The sequence below is a fragment of the Actinoallomurus acanthiterrae genome, assembly GCF_054775715.1.
In genome coordinates, this window is sequence record NZ_BAAHCO010000001.1 from 10,968,943 (window position 1) to 10,982,636 (window position 13,694).

16 protein-coding genes are annotated in these 13,694 nt (G+C 65.6%); 5 read left to right on the forward strand and 11 right to left on the reverse strand.

The features are described 5' to 3' along the window. The first annotated feature begins 96 nt into the window (after positions 1–96). Both ACYVF7_RS51670 and ACYVF7_RS51675 read left to right on the forward strand, forming a co-directional pair. Positions 97–597 (forward strand): MarR family winged helix-turn-helix transcriptional regulator, encoded by a 501-nt coding sequence (locus ACYVF7_RS51670; RefSeq protein ID WP_460354466.1) that lies wholly within the window; start codon positions 97–99, stop codon positions 595–597. A 91-nt stretch (positions 598–688) separates the two neighbouring features. Then, on the forward strand, positions 689–1,198 hold the full coding sequence (locus ACYVF7_RS51675) for a hypothetical protein (protein ID WP_460354468.1): 510 nt from the start codon (positions 689–691) through the stop codon (positions 1,196–1,198). Between the two features lie 258 nt (positions 1,199–1,456). Here the strand turns inward: ACYVF7_RS51675 and ACYVF7_RS51680 are convergent, their stop codons facing one another. From ACYVF7_RS51680 to ACYVF7_RS51725, 10 genes are all read right to left on the reverse strand, one after another. Then, positions 1,457–1,987 carry a DUF488 domain-containing protein gene (locus ACYVF7_RS51680; protein WP_460354469.1) on the reverse strand — a complete coding sequence of 177 codons (531 nt, stop codon included), beginning with the start codon at positions 1,985–1,987 and terminating at the stop codon, positions 1,457–1,459. Further along, on the reverse strand, positions 1,984–3,105 hold the full coding sequence (locus ACYVF7_RS51685) for an amidase (RefSeq protein ID WP_460354471.1): 1,122 nt from the start codon (positions 3,103–3,105) through the stop codon (positions 1,984–1,986). The genes ACYVF7_RS51680 and ACYVF7_RS51685 overlap by 4 nt, the downstream gene beginning before the upstream one ends. Positions 3,106–3,289: 184 nt before the next feature. Continuing rightward, positions 3,290–4,402 carry an amidase gene (locus tag ACYVF7_RS51690; RefSeq protein ID WP_460354474.1) on the reverse strand — a complete coding sequence of 371 codons (1,113 nt, stop codon included), beginning with the start codon at positions 4,400–4,402 and terminating at the stop codon, positions 3,290–3,292. Positions 4,403–4,458: 56 nt separating this feature from the next. After that, complete coding sequence (locus ACYVF7_RS51695) at positions 4,459–6,192, reverse strand: ABC-F family ATP-binding cassette domain-containing protein (protein WP_460354476.1); 1,734 nt, start codon at positions 6,190–6,192, stop codon at positions 4,459–4,461. Between the two features lie 121 nt (positions 6,193–6,313). After that, entirely contained in the window at positions 6,314–6,850 is a 537-nt protein-coding gene (locus ACYVF7_RS51700; RefSeq protein WP_460354478.1) for a GNAT family N-acetyltransferase, read from the reverse strand. 430 nt (positions 6,851–7,280) lie between these two features. Then, on the reverse strand, positions 7,281–7,826 hold the full coding sequence (locus ACYVF7_RS51705; RefSeq protein WP_460354480.1) for a hypothetical protein: 546 nt from the start codon (positions 7,824–7,826) through the stop codon (positions 7,281–7,283). Between the two features lie 484 nt (positions 7,827–8,310). Next, a complete protein-coding gene (locus tag ACYVF7_RS51710; protein ID WP_460354483.1) occupies positions 8,311–9,609 on the reverse strand; it encodes a hypothetical protein in 1,299 nt (432 codons plus the stop codon). Positions 9,610–9,627: 18 nt separating this feature from the next. After that, positions 9,628–9,807: a hypothetical protein gene (locus ACYVF7_RS51715; protein ID WP_460354484.1), complete on the reverse strand. Its 180-nt coding sequence runs from the start codon at positions 9,805–9,807 to the stop codon at positions 9,628–9,630. Between the two features lie 120 nt (positions 9,808–9,927). Next, positions 9,928–10,422 (reverse strand): hypothetical protein, encoded by a 495-nt coding sequence (locus ACYVF7_RS51720; RefSeq protein ID WP_460354486.1) that lies wholly within the window; start codon positions 10,420–10,422, stop codon positions 9,928–9,930. Between the two features lie 136 nt (positions 10,423–10,558). After that, complete coding sequence (locus tag ACYVF7_RS51725; protein ID WP_460354488.1) at positions 10,559–10,888, reverse strand: hypothetical protein; 330 nt, start codon at positions 10,886–10,888, stop codon at positions 10,559–10,561. A 365-nt stretch (positions 10,889–11,253) separates the two neighbouring features. On the opposite strand from ACYVF7_RS51725, the gene ACYVF7_RS51730 reads away from it, so the two are divergent. From ACYVF7_RS51730 to ACYVF7_RS51740, 3 genes are read left to right on the forward strand one after another with little or no spacing between them, the layout of a single operon-like run. After that, positions 11,254–11,385 (forward strand): hypothetical protein, encoded by a 132-nt coding sequence (locus ACYVF7_RS51730; RefSeq protein ID WP_460354490.1) that lies wholly within the window; start codon positions 11,254–11,256, stop codon positions 11,383–11,385. 19 nt (positions 11,386–11,404) lie between these two features. Continuing rightward, a complete protein-coding gene (locus ACYVF7_RS51735; RefSeq protein WP_460354492.1) occupies positions 11,405–11,701 on the forward strand; it encodes a DUF5753 domain-containing protein in 297 nt (98 codons plus the stop codon). A gap of 25 nt (positions 11,702–11,726) precedes the next feature. Next, positions 11,727–11,888: a DUF397 domain-containing protein gene (locus tag ACYVF7_RS51740; RefSeq protein WP_460354496.1), complete on the forward strand. Its 162-nt coding sequence runs from the start codon at positions 11,727–11,729 to the stop codon at positions 11,886–11,888. An 81-nt stretch (positions 11,889–11,969) separates the two neighbouring features. Here ACYVF7_RS51740 and ACYVF7_RS51745 read toward each other — a convergent pair whose 3' ends face one another. Then, positions 11,970–12,476 carry a WD40 repeat domain-containing protein gene (locus ACYVF7_RS51745; RefSeq protein ID WP_460354498.1) on the reverse strand — a complete coding sequence of 169 codons (507 nt, stop codon included), beginning with the start codon at positions 12,474–12,476 and terminating at the stop codon, positions 11,970–11,972. Positions 12,477–13,694 lie beyond the last annotated feature (1,218 nt).

The window sequence follows — 13,694 nt, forward strand, 5'->3', positions numbered from 1 at the left end:
GCCACCAGGAGGACACCGGTGAGGCTGGTCTCTTGATGTCAAGACGGATGATCTGACGTGGATATCTCGACGTCAAGACAGGTAAGGTGATCCGTTGTGGAGGACGAGGTAGACCGGCTGATCGAGGCCTGGCACGCGGAGCGCCCGGACCTCGACGTCGAGCCGCTGCACGTCCTCAGCCGGGTCTCCCGGCTCGCCCGGCACCTCGACCGCGCCCGCCGGGCGGTCTTCGCCGCGCACGGCATGGAGTCGTGGGAGTTCGACGTGCTGACCGCGCTACGCCGCGCCGGCGCGCCGTACGAACTGAGTCCCGGCCGGCTGCTCCGCGCCACCCTGGTCACCTCCGGCACGATGACCAACCGGATCGACCGGCTGGAGTCCGCGGGCCTCGTCCGCCGCAGCCCCGACCCACAGGACAAGCGCGGCGTCCTCGTCCGGCTGACGGACGCCGGCCGCACGCGGGTCGACGCCGCGTTCGCCGACCTCGTGGACCGCGAACGCGAGCTCCTGGGCTCCCTCAGCCCCGGCGACCGCAACACGCTCGCGAGCCTCCTGCGCTCGCTCCTGGTCCCCTTCGACACCGACCCGGCCGCCTGACCCGGTCTCCGGTCGATCTCCGCACCGCCTTTGTTCGCCCAAGGCGTGGATTGGCCCGATCCGGCCACGGCCTCCAGCAATCGAACTCCAGTTGATCTTGAGTCGTCACACCCGGACGTCCATCAAGATCAACAAGGAGAAGATGATGCGACGCTTCATCGCTGTGGCGATCACCGCCGCGGCCGTGGCCGTTCCCGTCGCCGCCGTCGGCGGCAGCGCGGAGGCGGCCACCCGTCACCACATGAAGATCGTCGGGCCGAACGCCTCCAGCGCGTCACCCAAGTGGCACTTCGCCGACGGCGACGGCGGGTCGGGGACCTACCTGGTCATCAAGGCCGGCGCCTACACCACCGTCAAGGACAAGCTGAAGGCCGTCAAGGGCGAGGTCCTGTGCCTGCAGCACAAGGCCACCAAGAAGGGCAAGCCCGCCCAGCGGCACTGGAAGCAGCTCACGTGCCAGAAGGTCGGGAAGAACGGCAACGTGACGTTCAAGCTGAAGTTCCCGCCGGACCGGGACTGGTACTACCGCGTCCACCACGCCGCGTCGAAGCACTACACCGCCGTGAACAGCAAGACGATCTACCCGGACTACAAGGGATAGCCGGAGTCGGTCGCCGTACGCGACCGACTCCCGACCCTGACCGGGGATGATCGGTCAACGGGGCCGGTTGCCGTTTCGGCGACCGGCCCTCGTCTTCGGTGCCTTCGTCGTTCGGTGCCTTCGTCGTTCGGCGCCTTCGACGTTCGATCCCCTCGTCGCTCGGTCCCCGCGACGTTCGATCCCCGCGACGTTCGATCCCCGCGACGTTCGATCCCCTCGTCGCTCGGTGCTCGGTGCTCGGTGCTCGGTGCGTTCGACTCAGATGAGCGGCTCCTGGCCGCCGTCGTAGACGAGGAGCCCGTCGTCGCGGATCCGGGCGCCCGGTGCCGGAGTGTGCGGGACGAGCCGACCGTCGTGCATGAGGTGATCGACCGGCACGCCCCTGACCATCACGAGGTGGTCGGCGATCAACCGCCGATGGCAGCGCCACCAGACGCTCTCACTGCACATCACGGCCTGCCGCCGGTCCTCCCGCAGCAGTTCGTCGATCGCCGCGCCGAACTCCGCGCCGCGCATGTGGGCGGCGTACCCGCGGAACATCTCCTCCCGCCAGAAGACGTCGGGAGAGTCGGCGGGCGACCGCCGGAAGCCGCCGAGTCGCTTGTCCCACCGGTAGTCGATCCCGTGCTCCGGCAGCCATCGCTCCAGCTCGTGCCGCGCCACGTGCGGGTTGCGCCGGCTCCCGGGCGCCGTACGCACGTCGACGAGCAACGCGACGCCCGCGTCCGTCAGGAGCTCGGCGATCCGGTCCTGCGACGCGGTGCCGTGCCCGAACGTGAGCAACGTCATCGGCGCAGGGCCGCCTCGATCACCGCTCCGATGGCCGGCAGCCGCTCCTCTCCCCCCACCGGTCCGATGAGCTGCAGCGAGGCGGGCAGCTCCCCATCCCCGGCCACCGGCACGGGAAGCGTCAGTACGGGATGACCGGACAGGCTGAACGGCAGCGTGAGCTCGGTCAGGTCCACCTCGCGCTCGGCACCGATCAGAGGTGGTCGCTGCGAGATCGTCGGCAGGGCGAGCACCGCGTAGCGTTCGAGGAGCTTGTCGAAGAGGTCCCGCGTCGCCGCCCGGGTGGTGTACGCCTCGTCGAGCATTCCGTCGGTGATCCGTTCGCCGCGCTCGATGCGCTTCCGGATGCGGACACTCATGCGGTCCGGGTAGGCCAGCAGGCCCCGGTGCGCACGATGACCTTCGCCCAGGATCAGCGCGTTGCCGGCCGACAGGGCGTCGGCCCAGGCGTCCATGGGCTCGTCGGTGAACGCCAGGTCCGCCGCGCGCAGCGCCGCGTCGACCGCGGCGTCGATCGCCGGATCGACCGCGACGCCGTCCGGACGCAACCGCCCGACGACGGCTCCGGCCTCGTACGGCCTCGGTGTGAAACCCGGCTCGATCAGCCCCATGCCGAGCGCGACCGCCGCGACGTCACGGCCTAGAGGCCCGACCGTGTCGAGCGACGGTGCGAGCGAGAACACCCCCTCCAGCGAAACCCGGCCGTGCGTCGTCTTCAAGCCGGTGACTCCGCAGCAGGCCGCCGGGACCCGGACGGACCCGGCCGTGTCGGTGCCGAGCGCGACATCGGCCTCGCCGATCGCGACCGCCACCGCCGAGCCACTGGACGAGCCGCCCGGCACCCGTCGCGGATCGAGCGGGTTCACCGGAGTGCCCGTCCAGGGGTTGATGCCGTCGATGGCCCGGCACAGCTCGGTGAGATTCGTCTTGCCGACGATCCGGGCGCCCTGCCCGCGGGCGGCGGCAACGCACACGGCGTCCGCTCCGGCCGGCGCGGCACGGTCCGCGATGACGGGACAGGCCGCGGTCGTCGGCAGCCCCGCGACGTCGATCGCGTCCTTGACGGCGAGCCGGGGACCGTCTCCGGGCGCCTCCGTCCGGAGCAGCCACGTCGTCATGGTCGGCCTCGTGTGCTCGCCATTACCAAGGTCACGGAATCATCTTGCCCTTCCCACCACCGAACCGACAGTCCTCCCGCGCCCCGGCCCTCTCAATCGAGCGACCAGGTCCCCGCGTCCACGGCCGGGCGTCCCTGCAGCCGGGCCAACGACCGGACGGGCCAACGACCGGACGGGCTAACGGTCAGCCGAGTGCGGCCTCCAGAGCGGCGGCCGCGCCGCACAGCAGTTCCTCGCCTCCCGCCGGTCCGACGAGTTGCACGGCGGCCGGCAGATGGGACCCGGGCAGTGGCACCGGGAGCGCGAACACCGGCAGCCCGGCGACGTTGAACGGTGCGGTCAGCAGGCACAACAGGAGATCGTCGTCTCCGGCCGGGGGCGGCGGCGCCACGGTCGGCAGGACCGGCAACGCGAGGACCGCGTGCCGCTCGAACAGGACGTCGAGCTCCGCCCGGATCGCCGTGCGGGTCGCCTCGGCCCACTCCCGTTTGCCCTCCGCGTCGGCACCCAGACCGTTCAGCCTCCGGTACATCCGTTCGCTGAGCCGGCTCGCGTCCTCCAGAAGGTGACCGTTCTGGCGATAGGCCTCCTCACCGACGAACACGCCGTTGGCCAGGACGGCGTCCGCGAAGTGCGCACAGGTCTCGTCCACCACCGTGAACGCCTGACGCAGCGCCGCGTCCACCGCCGCGTCGATCGCCGGTTCGGCCACCCCGGGAATCCGCAGCCGGCCGACGGTCATGCCCGGGTCGTACGGGGTCGGGGCGAAGCCGGGTTCGATCAGCCCCATGCCCAGCGTGACCCCGGCGACGTCCCTGGCCATCGGGCCGACCGTGTCGAGGGAGGGCGAGAGCGGATAGACGCCGTCGAGGGACACTCGGCCGTACGTCGTCTTCAGCGACGCGATGCCACAGCAGGCGGCGGGGATCCGCACCGACCCGGCGGTGTCCGTGCCGAACGCGACGTCCGCCTCTCCGGTGGCGACGGCCACGGCCGAGCCGCTGGACGATCCGCCGGGGACACGGGCCGGGTCGAGGGGGTTGACCGGGGTTCCGAACCACGGGTTCACGCCGTCCGCGCCGAGGCAGAACTCGGTGAGGTTCGCCTTGCCGACGATCCGCGCGCCCTGGGCGCGTGCGGTCGCCACGACCCTGGCGTCGGCCGCCGCCGGCTCGGCGCGGTCGGCGACGGCGCGGCTGCCCGCGGTCGTCGGCGATCCCTCGACGTCGATGGCGTCCTTGACCGCCAGCCGCGGCCCGTCACCCGTACCGTCCAAGCGCGTGATCCATGTCGACATGGAAAAGGATCATCGCCGCATCGGCCGGTGCTGAACAACCCCCGTACGGTCCCGGCCTACGTCTCGTCGGCGAGGACGAGCCACTGCTCCTCGTTCTCCTCGCGCTCGGCGCGAACGCTCTTCAGCTCCGCGTCGAGTTCGAGCAGTTTCTCGTGGTCGGTGGCGTGGGTGGCCATCAGCTCGTGCAGCTCCGCCTCACGGGCACCGAGCTTCTCGATCCGGCGTTCGAGCCGGTCGAGCTCCTTCTTCGCCTGCCAGGAGTTCTTGGCCGGCTTCGGCTCGGCGTCCCGTACGGGCGGGGGCTCCGGCGCCGAACGGCTGCGCCGGTCGAGGTACTCGTCGACCCCACCGGGCAGCAGCGCCAGCCGGCCGTCGCCCAGCAGCGCGAGGACGTGGTCACTGACCCGCTCCAGGAAGTACCGGTCGTGGCTGACCAGCATCAACGATCCCGGCCATCCGTCGAGCAGGTCCTCCAGCTCGGTCAGCGTCTCGATGTCCAGGTCGTTGGTGGGCTCGTCCAGCAGGAGGACGTTCGGCTCGGCCATGAGCAGCCGCAGCAACTGCAGGCGCCGCCGCTCCCCACCGGACAGGTCACCCACCGGCGTCCACTGCGCGTCGCCGCGGAACCCGAAGCGCTCCAGCATCTGACCGGCGGAGAACTCCTTCTTCCCCAGCGTGATCCGGCGCTTGATCTCCTCGACCGTCTCCAGGACACGGCGGCCCGGGTCGAGCTCGCCCAGCTCCTGCGACAGGTGCGCGAGCTGCACGGTCTTCCCCCGGATGACCCGCCCGGCGACCGGCGCGACCGTGCCCTCCAGCAGCCGCAGCAGCGTGGTCTTCCCACTGCCGTTGACGCCGACGATCCCGACCCGGTCCCCCGGGCCGAGCTGCCACGTCAGGTGCTCGAAGATCGCCCGATCGCCGACGCGCACGGTCACGTCCTCGACGTCGTACACGGTCTTGCCGAGCCGCGCCGTCGCGAACCGCACGAGCTCCACGGTGTCACGGGCCGGCGGCTCGTTCGCGATCAGCGCGTTCGCCGCGTCGACGCGGAACTTCGGCTTCGACGTACGGGCCTGCGGCCCCCGGCGAAGCCAGGCCAGCTCCTTGCGGAGGAGGTTCTGCCGCTTCTCCTCGGTCGACGCGGCGATGCGGGCCCGCTCGGCCTTCGCCAGAACGTACGCGGAGTAGCCGCCCTCGTACCGGTGTACCTGCCCGTCGGCCACCTCCCACGTACGCTCGGTCACCGCGTCCAGGAACCACCGGTCGTGGGTGACGACGATCAGCGTACGATCCTTCAGGTGCCCGGCGAGCCAGGCGATCGCCTCGATGTCGAGGTGGTTGGTGGGCTCGTCCAGGATCAGCAGGTCGGTCTCGGGGACGAGCAGCCGGGCCAGCGCCACCCGCCGGCGTTCCCCACCGGACATGGGCGCGATCGGGGCGTCCAGCGAGACCCCTGGCAGCAACCCGGCCAAGATGTCGCGCGCACGGGCGTCGCCCGCCCACTCGTGCTCAGCCTGATCGCCGAACACCACCGAGCGAACGGTCGCCCCGTCGGGAAACTCATCGCGCTGGGTCAGGAACCCCAGCCGCAGCCCCCGAGTATGCGTGACCCGCCCGCTGTCGGGCTCGATGCGGCCGGCCAGCAGAGAGACGAGCGTGCTCTTGCCGTCGCCGTTACGGCCGACGACGCCGATCCGGTCACCGGCGGCCACGCCGAGGGAGACATCGTCGAGCAGGGGGGACGGCCCGTACGCCTTGCTCAGGCCTTCAACATTGATCAGATTCACGACGTCCTCAAGCGTAGTGGCATCCGCCACCGACCGCCCCGCTCGCGAAACGCTCACGTACGAGATGAGACGCGGAGTGTGATCGACGCGTCGTCAGGGGAAGCGGCCATGGGCCGGCTCGTCACGAAACCTCATCCAGCGACTTCACCAGGAAGCGGGTCGGATCGGCGGCCTGCCGGATGCCCCCGTCCGTCTCGACGTAGTCGTACCGGTCGAGGTAGAGGCAGCCGGTCTCCTGATATCCCAGCCGCAGGTACAACGCAGCCGCGGCATGGTTGTCGTCGTTCACGCCGAGCCCGATCATGCGGTGACCGCGTTCGCGAACGCGGACCTCGGCCGCGCGTATCAACGCCGTCCCGATCCCTCGTGATCGCAGCTCGGGAGGCCACACACCAAGCCCGCCGAGCTCCGGACAGTCCGGATACCGTCGCCGGACCTCGGCCGCTCCACAGCCGTCCCACAGAATCGCTCCCGACCCGACCGGCACGTCGTCCAACCAGGCCACCAGGTAGGTGCTCCAGCCCTGCTCCTGACGGACGAACCGCCGTGCATGGAACCGATTCCGCCCCGGCGAGGGCATGTACCGTTCGAGCAGCTCGACATCCCGCTCCCGGCAGACAGCGATCACCACCGGCCCGATCGAAGCCCCGTCGGCCATCCGTTTCACCTCTGATTCGCGCTCTCCGCCCGCAGTCTGCCTTGCGACACATGGCACCCGTTGATCGTTGGCGTCTGCCGAGTCGTGAGGCACACCGATCGCCACGCGACCACCGAGGCTCAACCAGCGCACACAAACCGGTTCCCGATCTCCACCCACCTGCGAGAACGCGCCTGCTAGGCAGGCGTTTGCGTGCTTACGCGTTCGTCTGCGATAAGCGAGCAGCCGATGGTTTGAAGAGGACGAATTCGGCGAGGCCGGTCGTGGTGGGGTGGATGGTGACGCGGGCGAGTCCTTCGGCGATCCAGAAGTGGCCGGAGAGCCCAGGGCGCCAGCATCGCGGCCGATCGTGAGGGCGTTACGCGGGGTCGAGCGCAGCTACTCCGGAACTTTGAATGCTTGCTTTACAGAACGATAGTTCAGTCACGATTCAATAAAGACGCTCTTTAATGGCCCGGATAAGCTTCATAGAGTATCGGCGAGTCTCAGCTTCCCCGAGATCATTCCCCTTTACCTCGTTCCCTTTAACAACTCCAGATGAATAATCCGCCCCTTCAAAGAATATCGAAACTAGGATGTTGCGGAAGCGAGCGCAGACATAACTGCCGCCAATATCATACGTCCTGCCCGAGAGATCTCGATCGGGATGTACGGCAGCCCACTCCTTCACAGAGAGAGTATAAGCTTCGTCACCCACACCGGCGAGTGTTTTTGCTGCACCATCTTCGACAACATGCGACTCCGCTACAGTGCGCTTGCTTGCCACATTGCTTCGCCAGACCAAGAGATTAGCGTGCGCAACAGTCGGGTCCGGACTACGACGCACCGTGAGGCGCAAGTAGCGGCCGAAATTAGGGTTGAAAGACACCCAAATAAATGTTTGCCCGTCTCCCGGGTTCCTGTCGGTATCGTCTCCAGTAAAGACCTCTCCCGAGCGAATGTCGTTAGTGATGATTGAGGCAATCGCCCTAGGCACATTCGGTAGCGTGCGAACCAGACCCGATGCGTCGAGGACAGCCTTGTCCGACAGCTTGTCGACAGGTGCCGCCCACAGCGACCGTGTCGGTTGCGGTCGGGGATGAGACGAGTCTTTCCCGACGGAGACCCAGACTGCTGCACCCACGACAACCGCGCCGACCACAAGCGTGGACGCAGACCGATTGAACCACCGGACTGTCTTTTGGTCGGGCTGGCCATCCTGAAAACTCTCACCCACTGGCCCCGAATGCTCTCGGTCGTCGCACGGTGGCTCGAAATCAGGTACCCCACTACGCGAAGCATTAATTTTTGGGCTCCATCTCGATCAGCTAAAACCATTGCTAGAGAAGTTCGCGTCCGTTCACTACCAGGCCCATATCTCAGACTGTTGTTCCTATTGAAGAATTAGCAACGAAGACCACGCTGCTGACCGGGACCGCCGCGTACGGGCCGGGAGGTTCCCGGAAGTGGCTGATTCCTTGTCAGGATTGTTTCCAACGGCTCGAGTCGTCGTACGGTGCCGCGCCAGCCTCGCTCGGGAACGACTGCGGCCGGTGCGTGCCATCTCCGAGGTTGGGGGCCGTGTCGCTCGCCTTCTGGTCGATCTTCAGGATCTCGCCGGCGTCCGCGTTCGCCTGCTGCCATTTCGCGAAGAAGGCGTTCGCCATCGCGGTCAGCGCGTCGACGAGAGCCGCGAGCGGCTCTTGGGTCGAGCCCTTGGTGAAACCGGCGGCGGCGTCCTTGTAGGCCCTGAGCGCCGTGATGAGGTTGCCGACCTTCGCGTTACCGGCCTGGGCGTAGGCGTTCTGCAGACTGTTGACCGCGTTGGCCGCCTTGATACCCTCGCTACCCACCCACGCCGCCTGCTCCTTCAGCGTGTCGAAGTACTTGATGCATCGGTCAGCGTGGAAGCCGTACGCCTCGGCACCCGGCCCCTGCCAGCAGCTCTTCAACCCGTTCGTTTGAGTTGTCATCTCTGCGCTGAGTTCCCCGTACTCGTTACTGAGCGCGTTGAACAGCTCCGCGCGGTTTTGGATGGCGCCGGGGAGGGCGAAGCGTACATCCTGGATGAAGTCGTCCAGCGGCATCTTACTCGTCGCGGCGCCATTGGACCTGACAATGTTTTGGGCGTCCCGGATGTAGTGCTCGTTGGCATCCAGGAATGTTTCAAGGGCCGCCCGTCCCGGCGTATTACCGAGCACCATCAACGCCCGGTCCGCCAGCACAATGTGTCCCTGTTCCTTGGTGAATGGATGATCGAAGTCGTGGTCCGCGCTGGCGAACATGATGCGACTTTTTGGATCGTTGGGGTCCACGTTCGAACCTGGGTCGCCTGAGGGTACCACATAGGGCAGATCAGGAGCGTTTGTGTAATTCGGTCCATGTGAGATGTGTCCGGGTGCTGTCGATATGGACCCTTGACCTTTCTCGGCCGCCTGGATCCACGGGAGAAGGAAGCTATTCTCCTTGGACAGCAGCCTCTCAGCGGAAAGCGCGGTGCTGATTTCCGTATGAGAATAGTTCGCCGCCACCTTGGACAGTTTCGATCCCGATTCGCTCTGGAGGTCGCGCGCCGTCTGAGCTTCCCGTACACGTGCGGACGTGGCGCTTTCCCAGTCCTGTGCCCACCGCCGAGACCACTGCATCTGTCCCCAAGTGGAATCCGGAACGTCCGCGGCGAACCTGGCGAAGCGCCGTATTCCGTCGCAGATCAGGCTGTCGTCATAACGATACGACGCATGGCTGACGAGAGCCTGTACCTGGACCGAAAGCGTTACCACGTTGGAGTCCCTCCGCGCCTACACGCTGCTGGCATTCTGAATGTCGTCATAGTCAGGACCGAAGATCTGTTCGCGGAGTTTCCGTCCCTGGGCTCGGTAAGCGCGATACGCCCCGTTCAAAACGGCCTGGAGTTCCGCTGTGAGTTGCTGCTCGTCGAGCTGGCGCAGCGTGTCGCGCTGCAATTCCACAGTGACCACGCCGGTGCGACTCCGGCGCAGCGTCGCCCATCGCCCTGGCGACCTGACAGTGAGCGAAAGTTCGTCAAGGGCCCACTCATACCTGTCACGCATTGAATCCATATTTCATCCCTCCGCCGATCAGGACATGCGGGCGACCGCGTCCACGACCGCCTGCGCGGCGCTTTCGAGCAGTCGGCGCTCCTGCCCGGCATCCCTATCCGCCGACCGCTCCCCACTGACCCCCACGACGATCGCCAGGCCGCCCTGTACGACCGCCCGGCCGGCGAGCGGCATGGTCGGGTCGTAGCAGCTTGCGGCAACCGGAGGATCACCTCGGACGTCCACCCGATCGCCGAGGCATATGTTGTTGTAAAACTTGCTCTTAATAAGATTTCCGAGGTATTTCGCCTGCGGCGTTCCGTCGAGTGAGGGCACGGTCATGCGAGTGAGCAGGACTTCCGCGGTTCCGTTGCCGCCATCCGGAAGATGGCCGAACGCGGTGGGACAGTTGAGGTCGAAGCGAGGTTGACGGTCGGACGCACCGGATGGCTGCTCCGTCGAGTACCTCTTGATGTCCTGTACGGTGAAGGCAGTGTGCGGAATATGCTGGACGACGTCGACACATGTCGGCAATGCGGCCCGCTGACTTGTCTTTGGAGAGGGCTTTGGGCGGTCTGGCGAGCCGGATCCGCGGCATCCGACCAACCCGGCCCCCAGCAGCGCGATACCAGCAACTAGCCGCAGAGCGCGAATCACCATATCGCGACGCCTATTCCTCGATGAACAGGCGTCGGCGTTCACCCGCGTCGCCGCCCCGGCGCGGACGCTCCACCAATGATCCGGCCGCCGACTCCGGTTCGGGAACCTTGGCCGCCTTGCGCCAGGCCTTCATCGCCACCTGTTGGTAGCCGACCATTGCCACCCTGATGGCGGCATTCACCTGCTGCTCGAAGGAACGTTCGCTGTGCCGGGCATGTGCGCCGGGAGCGATTTCCACCTTGATATTGGCGGGCATTCCGGACACGATGATGGCGAGTGACTTGTCCGGCGACGACGCGCGAATCTTTGTTCGGCGCATGATGTCCAGCATCTCACCCACGTGAGCCCCCATGCCCATAAAGAGAACGTCGCATGTGAACGACGTAACGACCCGGACGTGAGCCTCCGGCCGAATGTGTCCGTAACTTCCCCTGAACGCTCGCGAACTTAACAAGCTCGATACACAAAGTCAAGAGATGTGACGATAGATGCATACCGGCATGAATGGGTCCGGAGCCCAAAAACCCGCCATACCACGCAGGCTTACAACGCACGGGGCTGAACGACACTCATGAAGGCGACGCGCCAACCGCTTATCGCGCTGTCGCTGCGGCTTGATGAAACGAGTGTCTTCCCAGTCGAAATTTCACGAACTGAACCCGGTGCCGGAAAGGCCGACGATCGGACCGATCAGCCGACGGAAGGTTGGTCGAAGAGGACGAATTCGGCGCGTACGGTCTTGCCGGTCGTGGTCGGGTGGATGGTGACTCGGGCGAGTTCTTCGGCGATCCAGAGGCCGAAGTGACCGACCTCGCCAGGGAGGTCTCGGACGAGTAAGGTCGGCGGACCAGAGACGATGCGCAACCAGCTTGAACATCTCTGCGAGCTGAGCAGGCTGCCGAACGTCAAGATCCAAGTGCTGCCGTACGCGGCAGGTGCCCATCCCGCCCTCACCGGCGACTTCGTCCTGCTCGTGTTCCGGGCAAGCGACGACCTCGGCATGGTGTATCTGGGGGCAGCAACAACTGGCCTCGTGCTCCAAAGGGAACACGAGGTCCGCCGGTACAGTCGGACATACGGGACGTTGCAGGCGATGGCGCTGTCTCCAGCTGAATCAGCGGCTCTGATCGCCTCGGCGGCGAAGGACCTATAGCTGGGATCCCCCAAGGAGGCGCTGGATGAGCCTGCAAGCCGACTCCCCCGCCTGGCGGAAGAGCTCCCACAGCGACGCCAACGGAAATTGCGTGGAGCTAAAAGTAGAATGGAACGAGTTCAGCCGCAGTCAGCCGCAAGGTAGCGAGCATGTCCCAGACCATGCGCCTCCACCGTCCCCACACTAGGTTGCCGGGCAGACCTGTGTTCTTCTGAGAGGTCCGTACCTGCTCGCCTCAGCGCCGTCGGCGCAGCCGATACAGCAGAACTTACGGACCGCTCGAGACGGCTACCAGGGTGCCGCCCTGCGAAAAGGCGACCTGCCAGCCGCTTGTATAGCCGTCACCGCGCCTCGATGTGGCGAACACCGCTCCGGTCGACATGTCTACGAACTGGATGCCGCCCCAGGAGGCTGCCACGATCGTATGGCCGTCAGGACTGACGCCGGCCGTGCTCAGCCCGGACATGCCCGCGATCCGTAGGCTCGTGACGCGTTCGCCGACGGCGATGTCCCAAACCTCGTCGCGTTCGTCGATGGCCAGCGGGCGGCTAGCAGGGTCAAAATTCAGCGCCACGACCCGGTTACCGCTGTCTCCCTGCCGAGAGCGGATGGCGTAGGTCCTTTTCCGGGTGCGGGTCGCAACATCCCAGAGTTGCATGGTGAAGTAGTTCGGCTCGCCTCCGCCGCAGGCCAGAGTCTTGCCGTCGGGACTGAACGCGGCAAGGTCGGTGCGCTCGGCGATGTGCAGCGTTGCGAGTTTGTAACGCTCAGGCATGTTTTACAGCCAGAGCCGATTCCCGCCGCTGGTGACGGCCAAGAGGCGCCCGTCGGGGCCAGAGTCTTAGCTGTCGCCCGCACCCAAAGCCAGGGCGAAAAGCGACACCTCTGCCGCGCTAATCCGCACCACCGCTTACAGGGACGGTCGCATCGCGACGAGAATTTCACAGCGCTTATCAGCCAACTGGGCCATCCATCTCATTTTTGCGTAGACCGACACTCCTATTAATGCGACCCTGAACAAAAATCAACGGGCCAGAAAATAGCCCCAGCACGAATACGAATGGCCACCACAGCACGGAAATAACCAGCACCAACGATACGGCAGACAGCAAGAGTCCCATAACGCGGCGATAGCCGACCGGCGCACTTGACGATCCGACGAGTTTAGGCCATCGCCTCACGTTCGTCAGCATCAGACACCCACCGATCCCAGTGATGAGTGCACCCAAAACGTAGATTACGTCAAGAACGATTCGCATGACACCAATATCCGTTCACTACCATAGCCATCCCACAACACCACCGACTACCGTACCCACCCCTTGGCCGATTCCTGCACCAGCGGCCGCACCAGCAGGAACGGTCACCTCAGCGAATGGTCCACCAAGCAGGCCTACGGTACCCCCGATCAACAAGCCAGTTCCGGTCCCGATAGTCCCACCTATACCCCCGCCGGCAACCGCGTTTTTTGCCGAATGCGATTTCGAGTGTGCATGCAACGCGCCGTCTGCTGCACGATAGTCAGATTGCAGCCCTCCAATGTCAGAGTTTAGTTTCGCCACCTGATCCGACGTCAGCAGGCCATTTGGGTCCTGAGACATGGGTTTTGAGTATTTTGTTATTCCGGCGATAAGGGCCTTATAATGTGGAGCTAGTTGGGCGGCCGCGGACTTTCGGGCTGCTCTAGCCTGGTTTCTTCCCCTATCTACACTCTTCACGAAGTCCCGGAAAAACTTTGACATCGCCGAGGTGTTGGTATTAGGCCCGGTAATCGGTGTAATTCGACCTGTATTATCAATCTTGATATAGCCTGCCTGCACCCCTTGGGAAGCCTGTCGTTCGAGGATCGACTGAATAGTTGCCAGCCGTACGGCTAGTTGATCCACTACACCGGCCACCGCGACCGCTACTCCCGAGTGCCATCTGGCATCACTCGCGTCCAGCCCAAAACTCGCCTTGAAAGAATTCGCAGCCTGCCCAGCCCACACCTCTC